Source organism: Pseudomonas sp. PS1(2021) (genome assembly GCF_020405165.1).
In the GTDB taxonomy this organism is placed as follows: Bacteria; Pseudomonadota; Gammaproteobacteria; order Pseudomonadales; family Pseudomonadaceae; genus Pseudomonas; species Pseudomonas aeruginosa.
Window position 1 is genome coordinate 1,074,416 of sequence record NZ_CP084484.1, and the last position, 18,255, is coordinate 1,092,670.

Below are 18,255 nucleotides of genomic sequence, written 5' to 3' on the forward strand. Positions count from 1 at the left end.
GCCTGGAGCGCTCCGCAAAACCCCCCCGTGCCCGCCGGGGGCATGGAGGGGAAGCGTCCTACTTCTGCAGCAACTGGACGTTGTCGATGAACATCGACTCCTGCTGGTTACCGCTGAGGATCATCAGTTCAGCACGCTTGATCGGCCCCTTCGGCAATTGCACCTGGCCGCGCAGGCTGGCCCAGCGGCCATTCTCGACCACCTTGTAGCCCAGGGGCAGGTATTCGCCGGGCCGACCCTGGCTTTCCAGGTAGAGGTAGGCATAGGTCATGGCCTGCGAGCCGCGACCGTCGCCGACCCGTACGTCCGCGCTGAACGCGTAGGTCCGGCCTGCTTCCAGGTTGCCCAGCAGGCTGGTGCTCGCGCCGGTGCCGGCGTAGCGCCGCTGGTAGGCTTCCAGGGCCAGCCGCCCGGCGCTGGCGACGCGCGTGGCGCGGGCGCTGGCATGCACGCCGCTCCAGCCGCCGATGCCGCTCTCGAAGTCGTAGGCGATGCGTTTCGGCGCCGGCGGTACGCTCGGCGGCGCGGCCTGGGCTTCCTGCAGGTTCATCTCGTCGACCAGCAGGCTGGCGCCGCTGTCGCTCCAGACCGCCACGTAGAGGTTGCGCTGGTCGGCGGCGGGACGGTAGTCGAAGGTCTTCTCCAGGCGACTGAACTCGTTGCCGCTGACCGACAGTTCGACGCTCTGCGCCGGGTTGTAGGCCAGGGCGCCATCGGCGCGTTCGCTGAGCAGCGCCATGCGCACGGTTTCACGGGTATTGGCGGCCTTGAGCATGACCTTGCCGCTCAGCCGGTAGCCGCTGCCGGCGCGCAGGGGGGCAATGGGGCGGACCAGCAGATCGAAGCCACGCACGTCGACCAGCAAGGCATTGTCGCGGCAGCCCTTGGCGACGTTCACCAGGCTCAGCTGGGCGTTGCCGGACCATGCGCGCCAGCCTTCCATGCTGGCGAACTCGCCATCGCCGAGCAGGCCGCCGAGCTTGGCTTTCGTGCACCATGGCAGGTCCGGCGGGGTCGGCGTGTCGCCGCCGGAGCCCGGGTTGAGCGTGCCGGGTACCTTGGTCGGGCGAAAGTCGGCGATCTGCGTGGCCATGCTGTTCAGCGCGCGTACGGCGTCGGCGTGTTCTTCGCGGCCGCAGGGCTGGTTGGCGCATTCGGCGTTGACCAGGCGCGGGTTGGCGAAGAACGGTGCCTGCTTGTTGGTGCCGAAGGCATGCGGGTAGGCCATCACGGTGGCGAAGCGCCCCTGCACGCCGTAGCCTCGGCTCCATTCGTAGGTGCCGCTGTGGGCGTAGCGCGGATCGTAGTAGCTGGACTCCAGGTCCTGCTCGTAGGAGTGGCGCAGGCCCATGTTGTGGCCGGCTTCATGGGCGAAGGTGTTGAGCCCGCAGTCGACCCCGGTGAGGTTGTAGGCAATGTCCTTGGCGTTGCCGTGGAAGCGCCCGCTGTTCTTATCGCCCGAGCCCATGTAGCCGATGCCGCAGGTGATGTAGCCGTTGCCGCTGTTCTGCGAGCGGTTGACCAGGCTGACCAGGTCGGCGCCGTACTGCTCGCGCAGGCGCTGCACCTGCGGGTCGCGCATGAAGCGATCGAGGTTGGCGCCGGTCACCGTCGGGTAGTCGGCCCAGTCCAGGCGCTGCTTGTGCACCAGACGCAGGCGCAGGTTGACGCCGCTCTTCTCGTAGGCGGTGTTGGCGAACTCGATGCAGCTGGCGATCCGCGCATCGATGTCGCGGCCATTTGCGGTCTGGGTCGCCGCGGGGGTGTAGAGGACCATGATGTCGACGGTCTTCGGCGCGGCCTGGGCGGCAGAGGCTACCGCCAGGGCTAGGGTGGAGCAGAGCAGGGATTTCTTCATGGGTTGCCTGTGTTCGGACAATAGGAAGCCATGGCGCCCCGAGGGCACCGCTGGGGAAACATGCTGGGAAGGTGGGCTCAGCCCTGGGCGGGCGGCGGCATCGGTGGCAGCTCGGCGAGCGGCGCGTCGACATGATCGCCGTGCGGGTCGCTACGCGCGGCGATGTCGTTCTCGTCGATCACCCGGGTCTTGCCGCTGCGGTTGTCGACGATGATCGAGTAGCTGCCGTCGAGGGTGGCGACATTGATGTGGGTTTCCAGGCTGCCGCGCACCACGGTCAGGCTTTCCGCCTCGTCGCCGTCCACCAGGCCGCCGCGCCAGACCGGCAGGCCGGCGCTGTTATGGGTGCTGGCGAGGCGTGCCTGCAAGGGCCGCTCGCGACCCGGCAGGCTCATTTCCAGCACCTGGCCGAGCGCCAGCGTGTCGAGCAGGGCGGGTTCGACCTGCGCCAGGTATTCGGGAATACCCTGGGCGCCTTCGCGGCTGCGCAGTTCGCCTTGCCAGAGCGTCACCCGCTCGCGTGGCGCGGGCGTCGTGACGGGGGTCGGGGCGAGCATGCGGGTAGCGTCCGCCGCCGGCGCCGCGAGCGCCGCTGTCGGGGCGGCGGCTGCCTGGGCGGCGGGGGACTGGCGGGCCTGCGGCGATGCCTCGGGCGGAGCCGGGTCGAGCAGCCAGCCGCCGATCAGCGCACCGCCGATGGCGGCGGCCGAGGCTGCGTAGATCCATGTCTTGGCCACGTTGTTTCTCCTCTGAGTGAACGTGGCGCGGAGTCTAGGAAGAAGCCTCTCCCAGCGTGGCGGCAACCGTTCACATTTGCGCCAGGCCGCGCGCCGGCGTGACGAAACTGCGAATCAGGCCGGAGCGCTGCGGGCGCCAGGTCACGTGCGCTCTGTGCGCTGCGGCAAGGCTGGCGTTCGGCCGCCATGCTGTTCGCGGCGGAAGGCTTCGGCGCACCTGGCCGTCCTCGCGCTTGAAGAACTGGACGAAGTTGCTCGGCTCGTCGAAGCCGATGCCATCGTCTACGGCAGCCCCACCTATATGGGCGGACCGGCCTGGCAGTTCAAGAAGTTCGCCGATGCCACCTCAAAGCCCTGGTTCGTCCAGCTGGCTTCGCTGACGCCTGGCGCTGGCTATGGGGTGTCGACATCCCGGCCGACGGTGGCATGTTCGCTCATCTCCAGGCAACCCGGTACGGCCTCTAGCCGCGCCGGGGCCTCAGCCTCGCGCCAGTTGCAGGAGACGGGCGCGCTCCTGCATCAGCGGCCGGCAACTGCGGATGCCTTCGACGATGCTGTAGAGGCTTTCGATCTGCTGCTGGCTGAGGCTGTTGTTCTGGGCCCAGCCGAGCAACTGCAGCCAGGTCCAGCGGGCGATGGTCTCGCTCTGCGTCTCGGCCTTCCTGCGGTCGTCCCCGTCGCTCTGTCCGACCAGGGTCTCCACCAGCCCCGAGGCGCACAACGGCAGCAGCTCCCGGTACTGCTCCGGGTGCGTGTCGCGTAGGCGACGCAGGGCCATTATGGCGGTGGTTATCGAGTCTGAATCCAAGCTTTTGTTCACAGTTCACTCCTTGTGCGTACAGGCTGGCGGCTGGTTGATCCCTGGGCCGCGAGCAACTGTTCGATGAAACGCGTCAGCTCTTTCTTGAACTCGGGTGTCAGGCTGGACACCTTGAGGATGAGCTCGGCCAGCTCGTCCTCGGGGCAATAGAGGTAGGCCATGGGGACCTGGAGGACCATGGCCAGCTGTTCGGAAGTCCGCATGTTGGGGGAGTGCCGTTCGCGTTCGTATTGGTTCATCCGTGCGCTGGCGGAAAACTCGTCCATTCCCACCAGCATGCCCAACTGTTTCTGCGAGTATCCCGCTCTGATTCTTGCGGCTTTTAGCCGGGTACCTAGCATCCATACAACTCCCGTCCCGTTGGCCCGCTCGCTCAAGGTTGGGCAAATCTGGACAAGATGGAAGCTCAGGAATCCTTAGTTTTCGCCGTGCCGGAGGCTCTGTCGTCCGGGGCGGCGCGCGGTTTCGACGCCGTGTACGAGGCTGCGGCGGGGATATGCGTCGATGTCGCCGAGATCGCGCATGCTCCGGTTTTCTCGCGGCGAGCCGGAGTATATGCGAATTGCATAAAGGCGGACGCCGTTTCGTCGCCTGGGGGCGGCGGGTCGTCGTCTCGCCAGAGGGGCGGGCATCGGCGCCGAGGCGGCGGAAAACGGCGATCGGGACGATACTCAGGAAAGGTGGGCGTTGCGGAACCAAGCCTCGCCTTCCAGGACTAATAGCCGGGTTTCACGCAGAGGTCATTCCCATGAGAACAACAACAAGCATCCGCCGTGTCGCTGCCGTCCTGGCAGCGCTGCACCTGCTCACCTTCGCCGAGGTTCCGCTCGCCCAGGCAGCGATGATCGGTACTGCGGAAGTCATGCAGCAACAACAGCACAACCTCGATCGCCAGCAACTGCTGAAGATGCTCGACGACCAGGGCGTCCAGAAGAAGCTGGAGGCCATGGGCGTGCCCCGCGACCAGGTGGCGAGTCGCATCAACAGCCTGACCAACGCCGAGCTGGCGCAGTTCAACCAGCAGCTGGACCAGGCGCCGGCGGGCGGCATCATCGGCATCATCGTGTTGTTCCTGGTGATCTTCATCATCACCGACATGCTTTGCGCCACGGATATCTTCAGCTTCATCAAATGCATCAATCGGTGAGGCGGCTGGCAGGGGCACTGCTGGTCTCCGCAATGCTCGGCGGCTGCGCGCAGCCGCCGAGACTGCCGCCGGAAAGCGCGGCGCTGCCCGCACGGGTGGAGCTGCGCGAAGTGCCGTTCTTCCCCCAGGAAGCCTACCAGTGCGGTCCCGCCGCGCTGGCCACGATGCTTGGCCAGCGCGGCCTGGCGTTGACGCCGGGGCAATTGAAGGACGAGGTGTTCATTCCCGGTCGCGAGGGCAGCCTGCAATTGGAGATGGTCGCCGCGGCGCGCCGCCACGGCATGCTGGTCTATCCGCTGCAAGGCGGACTGGAGAGCGTGCTCGAGGAGGTCGCGGCGGGCAACCCGGTGCTGGTGTTACAGAACCAGGCTTTCTCCTGGTGGCCGCGCTGGCACTTCGCGGTGGTGGTCGGTTTCGATCGGGAGCGCCGCGAACTGGTGCTGCGCTCGGGCATCACCCGGCGCTGGGTTACCGACTTCACCAGCTTCGAGTCGACCTGGAAGCGTTCGGGGCGCTGGGCGGTGCTGACCCTGCCGGGTGACCGCCTGCCGGCCACGGCAGCAGCGGTCCCGTGGCTCAAGGCCGCCAGTGACAGCGAGGAAACCGGCCACCCCAAGGTTGCCCGGCGCGCCTACGAAGAAGCCGTGCGACGCTGGCCTGAGGACGCCTTCGCCTGGTTTGCCCTGGGCAACAGTCGCTACGCCGCAGGCGATTCCGCCGCTGCCGAACAGGCCATGCTCACCAGCGTCGAGCGTCGCGTGGATTTCGCCGCGGGTTGGTTCAACCTGTCCCAGTTGCTGGCGGAACGCGGTTGCGCGGCGCCGGCGCGCCAGGCGCAGGCCTGCGCGCGGGCATTGCAGCCTGGGGAAGCCCGCTTCGCTGCTGCCTTGCCGCAGGCCGTCGCACCCGTGGCTCGGTGCGCCGAGCTGCCGGCCTGTCCCGTTGGCGCCCCGCCCCGCTGAGGCGGCCGAGCCGAAGGTTGTCGGAACCCCGTTCCAGCGAGACGGCTCTATACCTGGGAGGACCCCACTCAGGTGCAGAACATGGCCAACGACAAGCGGACTTCGCCCCCCACCCCCCGGCAACCGGCCAAGGGCGGTGCGGCGGGCAAGCGCCAGGGGCATGCGGCGGAGGGCACGCGCAAGCCGCGTGCGCGCGGCGAGGAGCGGAAAGAGAAACCGGCCGACGGACGTTCGGCCACGGCGCTGACCGCCAACGAGCGGCGGGAGATTGACGACAAGCAGCCACCGCGCGCCGCTGTCCTGCACGAGGTGATTCGCGTCCAGGGCGAACACGAGTTGCAGCGCACGCTGGCGGCACTCTGGTGGTCGGCGGTGGCCGCGGGGCTGACCATCGGCCTCTCGTTGATGGGCATGGGCCTGTTCCGCGCTGCCTTGCCCGAGCAGGAGTGGGCGATCATCGTCAGCAGCTTCGGCTATCCCATGGGCTTCCTGGCAGTGATCCTCGCCCGCCAGCAACTGTTCACCGAAAACACCCTGACCGCCGTGTTGCCGGTGATGACCGAGCCGACCCTGGAAAAGGCCTGGCAACTGTTGCGTCTCTGGAGCGTGGTGCTGTTCGGCAATATCGTCGGTACGCTGCTGTTCGCCTGGGCGGTGCTGCATCTGCCGATATTCAATGAAGCGGCCGACGCGGCGTTCCTTGAGATCGGCCGCGAGGTGATGCACAACGACCTGGCGCAAATGTTCGCCAAGGGCATCGTTTCCGGCTGGATGATCGCCACCATGGTCTGGCTGATCCCGGCGGCGGAGGGCGCGAAGATCTGGATCATCGCGATGGTCACCTACCTGATGGCGCTGGGCAGCTTCACCCACATCGTGGTGGGCTCGGCGGAGGTAGGCTACCTGGCGTTCGCCGGGGAAATCGGCTGGACCGAGTTCCTGCTGAAGTTCGCCCTGCCTACCCTGGGCGGCAACATCGTCGGCGGTAGCCTGATCTTCGCCCTGATCAGTCATGCGCAGATCCGTAGCGAAGGTTGAGGAGCGGATGGAAAAAACGGCACCCCGGGGTGCCGTTCTGTCGACGCGGACTAGACCCCGAGCTTGTCGCGCAGGCTGTAGTACCAGGCGCCGATGGCGGTGAACGGTACGCGGAACAGCTTGCCGCCGGGGAAGGGGTAGTGCGGCAGGCCGGCGAAAGCGTCGAAGCGCTCGGCCTGGCCGCGCAGGGCTTCGGCCAGGACCTTGCCGGCGACGTGGGTGTAGGTCACGCCGTGGCCGCTGCAACCCTGGGAATAGTAGATGTTGTCGCCGATGCGGCCGACCTGGGGCAGGCGCGAGAGGGTCAGCAGGAAGTTGCCGGTCCAGGCGAAGTCGATCTTCACGTCCTTCAGTTGCGGGAAGGTCTTGAGCATCTTCGGCCGGATGATCGCCTCGATGTCCGCCGGATCGCGAGCGCCATAGATCACGCCGCCACCATAGATCAGGCGCTTGTCGCCGGAGAGGCGATAGTAGTCGAGCAGGTAATTGCAGTCTTCCACGCAGTAGTCCTGCGGCAGCAGGCTGTGGGCCAGTTCCTCGTTCAGCGGCTCGGTGGTGATCACCTGGGTGCCGCAGGGCATCGACTTGGCCGCCAGTTCCGGGACCAGGCCGTTGAGGTAGGCGTTACCGGCGACCACGATGAACTTCGCCTTCACCTTGCCTTGCGGGGTATGCACCACCGGGCTGGCGCCGCGCTCGATGCGGGTCGCCGGGCTCTGCTCGTAGATTCTGCCGCCGAGCGACTCCACCGCCGCCGCTTCGCCGAGGGCGAGGTTCAGCGGATGGATGTGGCCGCCGCTCATGTCAAGCATGCCACCTATATAGTTGTCGGTCGCCACCACCTCGCGGATGCGCTTGGCGTCCATGATCTCCAACTGGTTGTGGCCGTAGCGTTCCCACAACTGTTTCTGCGCGCGCAGGTGATCCATCTGCTTCTCGGTGAAGGCGGCGAACACCCCGCCGTCCTTCAGGTCGCATTGGATACCGTAGCGGGCCACGCGCTCGCGGATGATGCGCCCGCCTTCGAAGGCCATCTCGCCGAGCAACTGCGCTTCGCGCTTGCCGACGGTGCGCTCGATCACGTCGATGTCGCGGCTGTAGCTGTTGACGATCTGGCCGCCGTTGCGCCCGGAAGCGCCGAAGCCGACCTTGGCGGCTTCCAGTACGGTGACCTTGAAACCATTCTCCAACAGGAACAGGGCGGTGGAGAGGCCGGTATAGCCGGCACCGATCACGCAGACGTCGGTTTCGACCTCGCCCTGGAGTTCCGGGCGGGGCGGCGCGGGATTGGCCGACGCGGCGTAATAGGAGGAGGGGTAGGGGGTGTGCGGCATCTTGCACCTCTGTTTTTTATTTTTTACGGATGCCCGGATGCTACCCGAGTCGAAATCGGCCGGCTAGCCTCCGTGCAAAATTTTCAACGGACCCCCTGAAAATAAAAATTCCACTTTTTCAGAGAGTTAGCGAAAAAAAAGCTTGACGGTGTTTTTGGGGTCTGTAGAATGCGCGCCATCAGCAGGCACGTAGCTCAGTTGGTTAGAGCACCACCTTGACATGGTGGGGGTCGTTGGTTCGAATCCAATCGTGCCTACCAAACAAATCCCGCGCTGCTGGCGGGGCAAGAAAGGCGATCCGAAAGGGTCGCCTTTTTTCGTTTGCGCCCCGAAAAAGGCCGCTCGGCCCGTGCTCGCCTGGGCTCGCGCTTCATCGCATAGCCGCTATTGACAGCGGGGGCGGTCTTTTCCGACCCTAGCGCCTTCACGGATGATTCAGGCGACAAGGCTCATGACGACCTCTTCCGGTTCGCGTATCGGCGGACTTCTTCACGCTTCCCTTTTTTCCCTGCTCGGACTCGGTCTCCTGCTCGCCGGCGGTTTCAAGACCGTCGAGCGGTACCATTTCCTGCGTACTGCGCAGGAAGCCCAGGGGACGGTCAGCGCCTTGAATGCCGGCGGTTCGCATCCGCAGATCGATTTCACCAGCGTTTCCGGCGAGCGGATTTCCTATCCCCAGGGCGGCTTCATCTTCGGCTACCAGGTGGGCGAGCCGGTTCGCGTCCTCTACGAGGCTGGGCGGCCGGCGGCCAGCGCGATAGTCGACGATGCCGGCGCGCTCTGGGGAACCAGCGCTTTCCTCTGCGGCTTCGGCGCACTCTTCGGTATTGTCGGGTTCAGGGGATTGCTGGGCCTGCGTTCTTCCCAACCGACCTCAAAAGGACATTGAAGTCATGTCGCAACTTCCCATTCCCTTGCCCCTCAACGAGAGTCGCTGGCGCTACGTGACGGCCAGTGGCGGAGGCATGACCGTGGCCTTCCTGGCGGGTAGCGGCGGCTCCATCACGTTGCTCTCGCCGGAGGGTGAGAACGTGTCCTTCCGCTATGGCGGGGTGGGCGGCGGGATCGGACTGGGCATGCGCCTGCCGCGCTTCGGCAAGGTCAACCTCAATGTCAAGGGCAAGAGCGTTGGCGGGGCCGGTGCGCTGGAGGCGTTGCCGAGCACCGGAACCGTCTTGGTCGCGGACGGCCTGGTGGGGCGCGACCTGTCCCGCGGCGACTTCACCGGGCCCTGCATGTACGTCGAACTCGGCGCGGGAGTCATCGCCGGCGGTTCGGGCACGGCGATTCTCTTCGGCCTCGATCCCAAGCTGCTGGCGGCGGTGGCGCTGGCGAGCGCCTCGCCATTGACCGCCGCGCTGGGCGCCAGCATGTCGCGGCAATTACTGCAATCGTCCCGTGGCGCCCTGTTGATGGCCGGGGTCAACGTCGGTGCACAGTTCGGCGGCGGCGCGGCGGCTTACCTGGGGGCGTTGTTCTGATGCAGGAGGGCGATCCGGGAGGATCGCCCTTTTTACCTTGCGCAGGCGTGCGGCGGCCAGGGCTCCGTTGAGTTCCATGGCCAGCGGGGCGGTGGCGGAAATCGTTACCGGCGCGGGGAACGGTCGTCGGAGATTCCGAACCGGCGTGGATCGGTTCTTTCCAAACAAGCCCATCCACTCGTTCGAGGTGTCGTGCTTGTGTCCAGGTTGATCATGCCCGGAGGGCCGTTGTCGCAAGAATCCGATGTCCGGATCTTCTGTTCACCCAAGGAGCGGCTGGACTTCTACCGGCGGGAAATCCACTACGAGACGGGCCAGCTATCCAGTCGGACCAACGCCTACCTGACGGCGCAGTCGTTCCTCGTCATCGCCTATGCCTCGTCGATGGCCAACCTGAACCCGGCCTGGGGCGAGCTGTTCACCCTGGTGGTGCCGGCGCTCCTGGCACTGCTCGGGATCGTCAATTCCCTGCATGCCTGGCCGGGCATCCAGGCATCCTCGGAGATCATCTGCCACTGGCAGTTCAAGCAGTCCTGCCTGTTGCACAGCGATCCGGAGATCGGCCTGGCCTACGATGATTCGCCATTGTTCAGCGAACGCGAGGTCAACCGCGGCAGCTTCGAGAAAACCTTGCTGTTCTCGCGACGCGTGCCGTTCCTGTTCGCCGGCTTCTGGTGTGCGCTGGGCGTGTTTTCGCTCTGGTTGCAACTGGCCGGTTAGCGCTGGTGGCCCATCGCTTCGGCAAGGCTTGGCGTTGGCGGAGGCTTGCCGGCTCGATAGGCGGGCGCCGTCGGATCCGGGAACGCCCGGCGTCAGGGCGCTGCCTGCTCGCAGAGATCGTTGCCGAGGAGGCGCGCGCCCAGGCCGCGAAGCAGGTAGGTCTCGACATGGCTGCCGTCCGGGCAGTCGACTCGGTAGCCGAGCGCCAGGCCGGCGGAAAGAAGAACGAACAGGAACAGGCCGATATGTTGCAGTTTGCTCATGGTGTTTTCTACGAAAGAGGCTTGAGGGCGCAGGCGCTGCGCCGGGCGATTCTAGTGCAATGAGGCAGGGGGAGGAGCCGATTTGCATGCCTAAGCGTTCTACATGGTCCAGGGCGCCCAGCGATTCGACAGTCGCCCTGCGCCGATCGACGGCGAGCCGGAGCGAATCCGGCTGCAACTGCGTCTGTACCTGGGTTGAGCCGTTGACGGGCGCTGTCGCTGCCTTTATAAGACCGCCTCACGCAGCCGGCAGGCAGTCGAAGATGAGCGACGAAGACGATATTCACGAACCCGAACACGATCACCTGCTGGATAACGATTACCTCGAGGACGAGCGTGACGAAGATACGTTCGGCGCGCTCGACGAGCCCGATGCCTGCGGAACCGGCAGGCGACGTTCCTGCGAATATTGCGACGCGGTCCAGGTGCCAGTCGATAGCGAGGGTTTCTCTATCTGCGCCGATTGCGCAGGGCTGGAGGACTAGCCCTGGTCAGACGCTGACCACCCGGTTGCGTCCGGCACGCTTGGCGTCGTACAGCGCGGCATCCGCCCGGGCGAGTGCCCGTTCCGGTTCTTCGCCGCTGCCGGCCAGGGTACAGCCGGCACTGATGGTCACCGGCACGGACGTGCCGGCACAGTCGATCGGGGTCGCTTCCATCAGTTCGCGGATGCGATTGGCGATCATGGTCAGTTCCGTGGTCTCGCAGACCCGGACCATCGCCACGAACTCCTCGCCGCCGAAACGCGCCAGGAGATCTTCCGGCCGCAGCGCCGCGCGCAGTCGCGAAGCCGCCTCGCGGAGGACGCTGTCGCCGGCCCGGTGCCCCAGGGTGTCGTTGATACGTTTGAAATGGTCGATATCGCTGTAGATGATGCCGATGCGCTGGTCGCTGGCCCGCGCCAACTCCAGTTCATGCTGGTGCAGCGCGTGGAAGCCGGCCCGGTTCCACAATTGGGTGAGGGGGTCGAGCAGTGACTTGCGCTGCTCCCGGTCGATCTCCTGGCGCAGGAGGCGGGTGTGCTCGGTGAGGCTGCGTAGCTGGAGATATCCTTCGGCCAGGATCGACAGTCGATTGAGCTGGCGTCCTTCCCGGAGATCCAGAAGCCGCGGGCTCGGGTCGATCAGGCAGAGTGTGCCGATGGCCTGGCCATTGCTGGCGTGCAGGGGCTCGCCGGCGTAGAAGCGGATGAAGGGCGGCCCGGTGACCAGCGGATTGTCGTGAAAACGCGGATCCCTGGAGGCGTCCGTCACCATCAGCGGTTCGCTGGCCAGGATGGCGTGGCCGCAGAAGGACAGGTCGCGCGGCGTCTGTTCGGCATCCAGGCCGATACGGGCCTTGAACCATTGGCGGTCGTGGTCGATCAGACTGATCAGCACGGTCTTCACCCCGAAGGTTTCCCGCGCCAGTTCCACCAGGGCGTCCAGGTAGTGTTCGGCGGGGGTGTCGACCAGCGCCATGTCGTCCAGGGCCTGCTGGCGCAGGGCTTCGTCGGGAGGGAGGGGGCAGGCGAGCATACTGGATCCTGATCACGGTGGAGACTTTCGGTATAGCTGCCGGACAGGCTGAAGGCCAGCCTGGCGTCCGCAGTCGGCGCAAGGGTGAAGAGGGCAAAAAAAATCCCGGCCGCGTGGAGCAGGCCGGGAAAGGATCCAGGGATGTACAGCGCCCACAGCTTATGTCGGCGGCGGTTTCGATGAAGCTGCCGGATCTGGTAGGCGCGATTTTCGCGTCGATGTGTGACCCGCTTCGCCGACTATCCTGGCAAGTGGGGTCGCGAACCAATAGGATTTGCGGGTTTTATTCAATCTGGGTGAATGCGTGCAGGAAATCTACTCTGAAGAACAGATGCGCAAGGCGCTGGGCCTTGCCGAAACGCGACCGAAAAAGGTCCGGACCGAGGCCAGCCAGCCGGTCCGCTACACCATCGTCGAACTGAGCGTGCGCAAGGGCGGGGCGGGATTGCCGCTGCGTTTCGAACATCGCTCGCGCTCCATCAGCAAGGTCACCGCGCAACTGGAAGCGGAGAAGGAAGCCAAGCGCCAGGGTTACCAGGTCTGGGCGCTGCTGGATATCCGTCAGATCTGAGCGAGGCGCCTGCGCGGGGCGCGGCATTGTCCTGGTCTCGGTCCGGCTGCTAAGGTGCGCAGCCCATCGACACAGGAGTCCGGAACATGGAACTGACGATCTTCCAGGTAGACGCATTCGCCGACAGTCCCTTCCAGGGCAATCCGGCGGCGGTCTGCCCCCTCGATGCCTGGCTGGACGACGAGCGCCTGCAGGCCATCGCGGAAGAGAACAATCTTTCGGAAACCGCCTTTGTCGTCGGCCGCGACGGCGACTATCGATTGCGCTGGTTCACGCCGCAGGTCGAGGTGGACCTGTGCGGCCATGCGACCCTGGCGACGGCCTGGGTACTGATCCACAAGCTCGACGACGCTTCCCCGGTACTGCGTTTCGCTACCCGTAGCGGTGAGCTGAGCGTGCGGCGCGAGGGCGACTCGCTGGCGATGGACTTCCCGGCCAAGCGTCCGGAGCCTTGCGCGACACCGGACGGACTGCTGGAGGCGCTGGGTATTGCCGAGGCGGAAGTGCTGAAGACCGACGATTACCTCGTGGTGGTCGACGACGAAAAGACGATCGCCGCCCTGGCGCCTGACTTCGCCCGGCTGAAGGGCTTGCCGTGCCGCGGGGTGGCGGTGACCGCGCGCAGCCAGCGCTTCGATTTCGTCTCGCGCTGGTTCGGGCCCAACGTCGGCGTCAACGAAGACCCGGTGACCGGTTCCGCGCATACCTCCCTGGCGCCGTACTGGGCGCAGCGCCTGGGCAAGACCCGGCTGAGCGCCGAGCAGGGCGGGGCGCGCAAGGGGCGCCTGGAATGCGACGTGCGCGGCGAGCGGGTGGTCATCTCCGGCAAGGCGGCGTTGTACATGAGCGGTACGCTCCATCTCTGATCCCGAAGCAGGAGTACGACGATGCCGGCACCGCAGGTAGGCGTGGGCGTCCTGATCTTGCGGGACGGCAAGGTGTTGCTGGGGCGCCGCAAGGGCAGTCATGGCGCTGGCTGCTGGTCGGCGCCCGGCGGCCATCTCGAGTTCGGCGAGGCGGTGGAGGACTGCGCCCTGCGCGAAGCCCTGGAAGAGACCGGCCTGGCGCTGAGCGAACTGCGCCACGGCCCGTTCAGCAATGACGTCTTCGAGGGGCGCCACTACCTCACCGCGTTCATCCTGGCCGGTTGCGCGGAGGATGCCGAGGCGCGCCTCATGGAGCCGGACAAGTGCGACGGCTGGGCCTGGTTCGATTGGGCCGATCTGCCGGAGCCGCTGTTCGCGCCCCTGGCGAGCCTGCGCCGGCGGGGCTATTCGCCCTTCGACCCGAAGCGCTGAGCGACAGGCAAAAAAATCCCGACCGCGGGGGAGCTGGTCGGGAAATACCCTTGGGGTTCGCACACACCGTGAGCATAGGCCAGTCCGCAACGGCATCAAGAGGAGCCTGTTCGAACTGCTAGGCCCCTTTGGGGACCGTTCCACTGTCGTCACCTCCGCTCGACGGCGAGCGAAGGGGTTGCCCGCTTGCGTTGCGGTATCCAGAACAGCATCAGCGGCAGCAGCGAGGCCCAGCCCAGCAGGACATCGCCGGCCAGGTGGATGTGTTCGCCGGGCATCAACAGTCCCTGCAGGAACATCAGGCCGAAGTGCGCGGCATTGGCCGCCACGGTGAAGTCGATGAACAGCCGGTGGCGGAAGGGCTGGCTGGCGGCGCGCCAGAGGAATGCGCCCCAGACCAGGTAGATCGTCGAGATCATCAGCTCATAGTGCTGTCCGCCGCCTTGCTGGTCGCCCCAGCGAACCAGGCGGAGCAGCAGGCGCCCGGCGTCGGAGTCGAGCAGCGACTGGTCGAGCCGCAGGAGCAGCGTGGCCAGGGCCAGGCCGAAGAACAGCAGGAAGCCGCCGGCCATCAGGCGAATGCTCAGGGTCAGCCAAGGCGTGGCGGAAACCGGGGAAGGGGAGGCAGTCATGCAGATCACCTGTAGGCCATGTCGATGGCGTTGCCTTCGGTCAGATCGTCAAAATCCGCACGGCGGAAAGGGCGCTCTTCCCGGACGATGGTGCGCACCCGTTCGATGTATTCGCGCATGGCGCGGCGGGTATTGCCCTGGGAGGCGGCGGAGAGGAAGCCGGCCTTTTCGCTGGCCATGCCCTCCGTCCAGTCGCGGGAAGCCGCCTGGTAGATCGAACGCTTGATCAGGCGCACCGCTTGCGGTGAGCGCCGGGACAGGCGTTGCGCCAGCGCGTCGGCGGCTTCCAGTAGCTCCTCCGCTGGCGCCAGCCCGTTGACCAGGCCCAGCGCAAGGGCCTGGCGCGGCTCCAGCAGTTGCCCTTCCAGGCACAGCTCCAGGGCCCTGGCTACGCCCAGGCTGCGCGCCAGCATCTGGGTGCCGCCGCCTCCCGGTATCAGGCCGATGAGTACTTCCGGCTGGCCGAGGAAGCGTTCCACCTGGTCGTCCTCGGCCATCAGGCGCAGGTCGCAGGCCAGCGCCAGCTCGCAGCCGCCACCCAGGGCCAGGCCGTTGATCGCGGCGATGAACACCTTGTCCATGCGGCGCATGTGCGCGGTGACCTCATGGAACAGGTTCATGTCGGCGACGCCTGCCAGCAGGGTGCGCCGCAGCAGCTTCCTCGCCCCAGGCAAGTGGCGCAGGAGGCTTTCGCTTTCCAGCAGCAGGCGTGTCAGCCAGGCCGGCATGGAAAAGGTGATGGGGGCGACGGCGCGCTCGATCTCGTCGACGTCGAAGTGGGTCAGGAAGACCCCGTCCGCCGCTCCGGAAAGGATGACGGCGCCGATGTCCTGGCGTTGCTCAAGGTCTTCCAGCAGGTCGGCCAGCTCCTGCATCACCGCCGTGGTGAGGAAGTTCGCCGGGGGATTGTCGAGCAGGACTTGCAGGACGCGTCCTCGTTGTTCTATGCGCAGGTGTCGCGGTGCTAGAGTCATTGCGGCTTCCTCATTGGATAACGAGCGTTATATAAAGATCATTATCCAATGTGACGACATCGTCTCCCCAACCAACGGATAGTCGGCATGCGCTACAAACCGGAACAGAAACAGGCCACCCGCGCCCTGCTGTTGAGCAAGGCCGCTCCGCTGGTGAAGCGCCAGGGCTTCGCCAGCACCGGCCTGGACACCTTGATGAAGGCGGCTGGTCTTACCACCGGGGCGTTCTACTCGCAATTCTCCAGCAAGGCGGAGTTGCTCGAAGCGATCCTGCAGCGCGAGCTGAGCGCCCAGCACGATGCCTTTCCGCTGGACAGCCTGGAGCAACTGGCCGGCGCCACCCGTCTCTACCTCAGTCGCGGTCATGCGCAGCATGCCGACATGGGCTGCCCGATTCCGGCGCTGGCCGCCGAGGTGGGCCGGGCAGGGCCCGAGGTGCGGGAAACCTTCGAACGCGCCCTGGAACAGCGGCAACGGCGGCTGGCCGAACTGATGGGCGACGAGAACCGGGCCTGGGTGCTCACCTGCTTGTCGGTCGGCGCGGTGCTTCTCGCGCGTGCCCAGGCGAGCGAGGTGGCGCGCGACAAGGTCCTGGATGCGGCGCTGGAGCATGCGCTGGGCCTGCTTTCGGCGAGCGGAGCGGTTTCGCCGCAAGCGGACCGGGACTGATTGCACAACTGCAATGTTCGGCGTCTAGCGTCAGGCTTTCCCTCCGACAGGTAAGCCCATGAACGCCCATCATCTCGAACTCGCCAAGGCCCTGCTGGTGTTTGCCCTTGCCGTCGCCGGCCTGGTGGTCGGTCTCATGCCGATGGAGTTCTGAGCGACGCAGGTCCGACTTCGCGCTTTTCCCTCGTCTTCGAGTGGTCTCTGGCGTTGCACCGGTTTAGGATGCGCGGGTATTTCGGAGCCGCTTCGCTTGGCGTCGCCCGCCGCTGCGCTCCGAAACCGAGCATTGCTCGAACCAGAACGAGATCGAAGGTGCATCGCCACGAGCGGCGCACGGCCTGATGATAGATGGAGGCAACATGAGCGCGGCTCAGCCAGGCATTCTCACCCCGATTCCGGTGGTGGGTCGCTACCTGTTTTTCAGCATTTCCCAACCCGAGCAGGTGGCCGCGACCTTGGCCAGCCTGGCCGCGGCCACCGATGGTTACCAGCTGGTGGTGGGTATCGGCCATTCGCTGATGCTCAGCCTCGGCAAGACCGTCGAGGGCATGAAGGACTATCCGGTGCTCGCCGCGCCCGGCATCGACCTGCCGTCCACGCCCTCCGCGCTGTGGTGCTGGCTGCGCGGCGAGGATCGCGGCGAGGTGACGCTGCGCTCGCACGCGCTGGAACGGTCGCTGGCGCCGGCCTTCCAGCGGACCGGCGCGGTGGATGCGTTCCTCTACGGCGAGGACCGCGACCTGTCCGGCTACAAGGACGGCACCGAGAACCCCAAGGGCGATGCGGCGCTCGAAGCCGCGCTGGTCTCCGGGCGCGGTGCGGGCCTGGATGGCGGCAGTTTCGTTGCTGTCCAGCAGTGGCTGCATGACTTCGACCGGATGCAGGCGATCCCCGGCGAGGAGATGGACAACATCATCGGCCGCCGCAAGTCCGACGACGAAGAACTGGAAGACGCGCCGGCCTACGCCCACGTCAAGCGCACCGAGCAGGAAAGCTTCGAGCCCGCCGCGTTCCTCCTGCGGCGCGGCGCGCCCTGGTCCGACGAGTACCGCGCGGGGCTGTTGTTCGCCGCCTTCGGCCGCTCGTTCGAGGCCTTCGAGGTCCAGTGGCTACGGATGATCGGCGTGGAAGACGGGGTGCTCGATGGCCTGTTCCGTTTCACCCGGCCGATCAGCGGCAGCTACTTCTGGTGTCCGCCCATGGCCGACGGCCGCCTCGACCTGTCCGCCCTCGGCCTCTGAGCCCGCCGCGGCAGCAGGCCAGGCCTGCTGCCGCGTCCTGCGCGGCGCTAGTGGGCGGTGGCCACGGCGGCCTCGTCGATCAGCGCCGCTACTTCCTTCGCTCGCGAGGCCAGTGACGCGTGGCTGGCATCGAGGGTGACGATCTTCCTCGGTGCGATCCGCGCGGCCATCCGCTCCTGGTTCTCCGGCGCAATCATGCGATCGGCGCTGGAAATCTGGTACCAGGAGGGCTTGCTCTTCCAGGCCGGGCTGCCGATGGCATCGCCGAAAGTGCTGGCCAGCGGAGCCTTCTGGGTGATGCCCATGACCAGCCCTTCGTCCGCAGCGAGATCCTGGCAGAAGCTTTCGTGGAACCTGTCCGCCTTCACCCAGAGATAGCCATCGCTGTCCGGCGCCAGGTTCGCTGCGGCCAGGGGCAAGTGCTCCTGGGTGATGCCACCGGGACTTTCGCCGCTGTCGGGGGCGAAGGCGGCGATATAGACCAGCCCGACCACATTCGGCTGGTTGCCGGCCTCGGTGATCACCGCGCCGCCATAGGAGTGTCCGACCAGCAGGACCGGCCCCTGTTGCTGCGCGATCATCTTGCGCGTCCGCTCGGCATCGTCCGCCAGCGAGGTCAACGGTAGTTCGACGGCATGCAGGTTGTCGTGGCCGAGGCGTTTCAGTTCGAGAATGACCTTGCTCCAGTGGGCGGCGCCGCCCCAGAAGCCGTGGACCAGGATGATCGCAGGCAGGTTGCTCATCGTGTTGCTCCCTTGTGGGTGAGGGTTGCTGGCATGAGACATCGCCCGGCGAGCATACGAGGTCGCGATGGGCGGGCGATAGCGGGAGGCGAGGACGTTCGTCGAAAAGAACAACTCCTTGTTCCGGTAGGCGACGTGATATCGGCACGGCGGTATGTTGCAAGTCCGGACCCGACCGATCGGGTTGTCGCGACGGGCATGGAGGGGTGATCGGTCGGTCGGGTTCGCGTCTTTTCGGGGCACCCGAATC

The 18,255-nt window shown here is 66.1% G+C and carries 22 protein-coding genes and 1 tRNA gene; 14 read left to right on the forward strand and 9 right to left on the reverse strand.

Features of this window, described 5'->3' with window-relative positions; translation table 11 throughout:
* Nucleotides 1-58: 58 nt before the first annotated feature.
* Both mep72 and bamI read right to left on the reverse strand, forming a co-directional pair.
* On the reverse strand, nt 59-1,858 hold the full coding sequence (mep72, locus tag LE197_RS05280; protein ID WP_196752261.1) for a metalloendopeptidase Mep72: 1,800 nt from the start codon (nt 1,856-1,858) through the stop codon (nt 59-61).
* Between the two features lie 77 nt (nt 1,859-1,935).
* Nucleotides 1,936-2,595 carry a biofilm-associated metzincin protease inhibitor BamI gene (gene bamI, locus LE197_RS05285; RefSeq protein ID WP_003124476.1) on the reverse strand — a complete coding sequence of 220 codons (660 nt, stop codon included), beginning with the start codon at nt 2,593-2,595 and terminating at the stop codon, nt 1,936-1,938.
* A gap of 154 nt (nt 2,596-2,749) precedes the next feature.
* Between bamI and LE197_RS37045 the strand changes: the two genes are divergently transcribed.
* Nucleotides 2,750-3,358: an NAD(P)H-dependent oxidoreductase gene (locus LE197_RS37045; RefSeq protein ID WP_071534012.1), complete on the forward strand. Its 609-nt coding sequence runs from the start codon at nt 2,750-2,752 to the stop codon at nt 3,356-3,358.
* Nucleotides 3,359-3,411: 53 nt separating this feature from the next.
* Here the strand turns inward: LE197_RS37045 and LE197_RS05295 are convergent, their stop codons facing one another.
* Complete coding sequence (locus tag LE197_RS05295) at nt 3,412-3,693, reverse strand: hypothetical protein (RefSeq protein WP_003107213.1); 282 nt, start codon at nt 3,691-3,693, stop codon at nt 3,412-3,414.
* 470 nt (nt 3,694-4,163) lie between these two features.
* Here LE197_RS05295 and LE197_RS05300 point away from each other — a divergent pair, with 470 nt between their 5' ends.
* From LE197_RS05300 to LE197_RS05310, 3 genes are all read left to right on the forward strand, one after another.
* Nucleotides 4,164-4,562 carry a PA2779 family protein gene (locus LE197_RS05300; RefSeq protein ID WP_003090843.1) on the forward strand — a complete coding sequence of 133 codons (399 nt, stop codon included), beginning with the start codon at nt 4,164-4,166 and terminating at the stop codon, nt 4,560-4,562.
* 32 nt (nt 4,563-4,594) lie between these two features.
* A complete protein-coding gene (locus LE197_RS05305; RefSeq protein WP_003107207.1) occupies nt 4,595-5,524 on the forward strand; it encodes a PA2778 family cysteine peptidase in 930 nt (309 codons plus the stop codon).
* 81 nt (nt 5,525-5,605) lie between these two features.
* Entirely contained in the window at nt 5,606-6,562 is a 957-nt protein-coding gene (locus tag LE197_RS05310; protein ID WP_003107204.1) for a formate/nitrite transporter family protein, read from the forward strand.
* 50 nt (nt 6,563-6,612) lie between these two features.
* On the opposite strand, the gene LE197_RS05315 is transcribed toward LE197_RS05310, so the two are convergent.
* Nucleotides 6,613-7,896 (reverse strand): NAD(P)/FAD-dependent oxidoreductase, encoded by a 1,284-nt coding sequence (locus LE197_RS05315; RefSeq protein ID WP_003114430.1) that lies wholly within the window; start codon nt 7,894-7,896, stop codon nt 6,613-6,615.
* Nucleotides 7,897-8,079: 183 nt separating this feature from the next.
* On the opposite strand from LE197_RS05315, the gene LE197_RS05320 reads away from it, so the two are divergent.
* The 4 genes from LE197_RS05320 (at nt 8,080) to LE197_RS05335 (ending at nt 10,097) form a co-directional block, all read left to right on the forward strand.
* Nucleotides 8,080-8,156: transfer RNA gene (locus LE197_RS05320), tRNA-Val, on the forward strand.
* A gap of 191 nt (nt 8,157-8,347) precedes the next feature.
* Nucleotides 8,348-8,785 (forward strand): type VI secretion system immunity protein Tsi4, encoded by a 438-nt coding sequence (gene tsi4, locus LE197_RS05325; RefSeq protein ID WP_003099162.1) that lies wholly within the window; start codon nt 8,348-8,350, stop codon nt 8,783-8,785.
* Nucleotides 8,786-8,789: 4 nt separating this feature from the next.
* On the forward strand, nt 8,790-9,377 hold the full coding sequence (tse4, locus tag LE197_RS05330) for a type IV secretion system toxin Tse4 (protein ID WP_003099160.1): 588 nt from the start codon (nt 8,790-8,792) through the stop codon (nt 9,375-9,377).
* A gap of 198 nt (nt 9,378-9,575) precedes the next feature.
* Nucleotides 9,576-10,097 (forward strand): hypothetical protein, encoded by a 522-nt coding sequence (locus LE197_RS05335; protein ID WP_003122551.1) that lies wholly within the window; start codon nt 9,576-9,578, stop codon nt 10,095-10,097.
* 92 nt (nt 10,098-10,189) lie between these two features.
* Here LE197_RS05335 and LE197_RS05340 read toward each other — a convergent pair whose 3' ends face one another.
* Nucleotides 10,190-10,360, reverse strand: a complete 171-nt coding sequence (locus LE197_RS05340; protein ID WP_003099153.1) for a hypothetical protein — start codon at nt 10,358-10,360, stop codon at nt 10,190-10,192.
* A 263-nt stretch (nt 10,361-10,623) separates the two neighbouring features.
* Here LE197_RS05340 and LE197_RS05345 point away from each other — a divergent pair, with 263 nt between their 5' ends.
* The gene (locus tag LE197_RS05345) at nt 10,624-10,845 is read left to right on the forward strand and encodes a hypothetical protein (protein WP_003114427.1); all 222 of its coding nucleotides are present in this window, start codon (nt 10,624-10,626) and stop codon (nt 10,843-10,845) included.
* A gap of 6 nt (nt 10,846-10,851) precedes the next feature.
* Here LE197_RS05345 and LE197_RS05350 read toward each other — a convergent pair whose 3' ends face one another.
* On the reverse strand, nt 10,852-11,877 hold the full coding sequence (locus LE197_RS05350; protein WP_031633625.1) for a diguanylate cyclase: 1,026 nt from the start codon (nt 11,875-11,877) through the stop codon (nt 10,852-10,854).
* 331 nt (nt 11,878-12,208) lie between these two features.
* Here LE197_RS05350 and LE197_RS05355 point away from each other — a divergent pair, with 331 nt between their 5' ends.
* The 3 genes from LE197_RS05355 (at nt 12,209) to LE197_RS05365 (ending at nt 13,746) form a co-directional block, all read left to right on the forward strand.
* The gene (locus tag LE197_RS05355; protein ID WP_003114425.1) at nt 12,209-12,448 is read left to right on the forward strand and encodes a hypothetical protein; all 240 of its coding nucleotides are present in this window, start codon (nt 12,209-12,211) and stop codon (nt 12,446-12,448) included.
* An 86-nt stretch (nt 12,449-12,534) separates the two neighbouring features.
* Nucleotides 12,535-13,314, forward strand: a complete 780-nt coding sequence (locus LE197_RS05360; RefSeq protein ID WP_003114424.1) for a PhzF family phenazine biosynthesis protein — start codon at nt 12,535-12,537, stop codon at nt 13,312-13,314.
* A gap of 21 nt (nt 13,315-13,335) precedes the next feature.
* The gene (locus tag LE197_RS05365; RefSeq protein WP_003099138.1) at nt 13,336-13,746 is read left to right on the forward strand and encodes a nucleotide triphosphate diphosphatase NUDT15; all 411 of its coding nucleotides are present in this window, start codon (nt 13,336-13,338) and stop codon (nt 13,744-13,746) included.
* A 149-nt stretch (nt 13,747-13,895) separates the two neighbouring features.
* Here LE197_RS05365 and LE197_RS05370 read toward each other — a convergent pair whose 3' ends face one another.
* Both LE197_RS05370 and LE197_RS05375 read right to left on the reverse strand, forming a co-directional pair.
* The gene (locus LE197_RS05370) at nt 13,896-14,378 is read right to left on the reverse strand and encodes a DUF6632 domain-containing protein (protein WP_014602755.1); all 483 of its coding nucleotides are present in this window, start codon (nt 14,376-14,378) and stop codon (nt 13,896-13,898) included.
* Between the two features lie 5 nt (nt 14,379-14,383).
* Nucleotides 14,384-15,352: an enoyl-CoA hydratase/isomerase family protein gene (locus LE197_RS05375; protein WP_003099134.1), complete on the reverse strand. Its 969-nt coding sequence runs from the start codon at nt 15,350-15,352 to the stop codon at nt 14,384-14,386.
* A gap of 87 nt (nt 15,353-15,439) precedes the next feature.
* Between LE197_RS05375 and LE197_RS05380 the strand changes: the two genes are divergently transcribed.
* Both LE197_RS05380 and LE197_RS05385 read left to right on the forward strand, forming a co-directional pair.
* Complete coding sequence (locus tag LE197_RS05380; protein WP_003090825.1) at nt 15,440-16,021, forward strand: TetR/AcrR family transcriptional regulator; 582 nt, start codon at nt 15,440-15,442, stop codon at nt 16,019-16,021.
* Between the two features lie 341 nt (nt 16,022-16,362).
* Complete coding sequence (locus tag LE197_RS05385) at nt 16,363-17,262, forward strand: Dyp-type peroxidase (protein ID WP_019371673.1); 900 nt, start codon at nt 16,363-16,365, stop codon at nt 17,260-17,262.
* A 47-nt stretch (nt 17,263-17,309) separates the two neighbouring features.
* Here the strand turns inward: LE197_RS05385 and LE197_RS05390 are convergent, their stop codons facing one another.
* The gene (locus LE197_RS05390; protein WP_003090823.1) at nt 17,310-18,005 is read right to left on the reverse strand and encodes an alpha/beta hydrolase; all 696 of its coding nucleotides are present in this window, start codon (nt 18,003-18,005) and stop codon (nt 17,310-17,312) included.
* Nucleotides 18,006-18,255: the final 250 nt, after the last annotated feature.

Bases quoted from the DNA above. Each gene is read 5' to 3' on its own strand.
- mep72 (WP_196752261.1), bottom strand. From the start codon at position 1,858: ATGAAGAAATCCCTGCTCTGCTCCACCCTAGCCCTGGCGGTAGCCTCT.
- LE197_RS05295 (WP_003107213.1), bottom strand. From the start codon at position 3,693: ATGCTGGTGGGAATGGACGAGTTTTCCGCCAGCGCACGGATGAACCAA.
- LE197_RS05300 (WP_003090843.1), top strand. From the start codon at position 4,164: ATGAGAACAACAACAAGCATCCGCCGTGTCGCTGCCGTCCTGGCAGCG.
- LE197_RS05305 (WP_003107207.1), top strand. From the start codon at position 4,595: ATGCTCGGCGGCTGCGCGCAGCCGCCGAGACTGCCGCCGGAAAGCGCG.
- LE197_RS05310 (WP_003107204.1), top strand. From the start codon at position 5,606: ATGGCCAACGACAAGCGGACTTCGCCCCCCACCCCCCGGCAACCGGCC.
- LE197_RS05315 (WP_003114430.1), bottom strand. From the start codon at position 7,896: ATGCCGCACACCCCCTACCCCTCCTCCTATTACGCCGCGTCGGCCAAT.
- tsi4 (WP_003099162.1), top strand. From the start codon at position 8,348: ATGACGACCTCTTCCGGTTCGCGTATCGGCGGACTTCTTCACGCTTCC.
- tse4 (WP_003099160.1), top strand. From the start codon at position 8,790: ATGTCGCAACTTCCCATTCCCTTGCCCCTCAACGAGAGTCGCTGGCGC.
- LE197_RS05340 (WP_003099153.1), bottom strand. From the start codon at position 10,360: ATGAGCAAACTGCAACATATCGGCCTGTTCCTGTTCGTTCTTCTTTCC.
- LE197_RS05345 (WP_003114427.1), top strand. From the start codon at position 10,624: ATGAGCGACGAAGACGATATTCACGAACCCGAACACGATCACCTGCTG.
- LE197_RS05350 (WP_031633625.1), bottom strand. From the start codon at position 11,877: ATGCTCGCCTGCCCCCTCCCTCCCGACGAAGCCCTGCGCCAGCAGGCC.
- LE197_RS05355 (WP_003114425.1), top strand. From the start codon at position 12,209: ATGCGCAAGGCGCTGGGCCTTGCCGAAACGCGACCGAAAAAGGTCCGG.
- LE197_RS05360 (WP_003114424.1), top strand. From the start codon at position 12,535: ATGGAACTGACGATCTTCCAGGTAGACGCATTCGCCGACAGTCCCTTC.
- LE197_RS05365 (WP_003099138.1), top strand. From the start codon at position 13,336: ATGCCGGCACCGCAGGTAGGCGTGGGCGTCCTGATCTTGCGGGACGGC.
- LE197_RS05370 (WP_014602755.1), bottom strand. From the start codon at position 14,378: ATGACTGCCTCCCCTTCCCCGGTTTCCGCCACGCCTTGGCTGACCCTG.
- LE197_RS05375 (WP_003099134.1), bottom strand. From the start codon at position 15,352: ATGACTCTAGCACCGCGACACCTGCGCATAGAACAACGAGGACGCGTC.
- LE197_RS05380 (WP_003090825.1), top strand. From the start codon at position 15,440: ATGCGCTACAAACCGGAACAGAAACAGGCCACCCGCGCCCTGCTGTTG.
- LE197_RS05385 (WP_019371673.1), top strand. From the start codon at position 16,363: ATGATAGATGGAGGCAACATGAGCGCGGCTCAGCCAGGCATTCTCACC.
- LE197_RS05390 (WP_003090823.1), bottom strand. From the start codon at position 18,005: ATGAGCAACCTGCCTGCGATCATCCTGGTCCACGGCTTCTGGGGCGGC.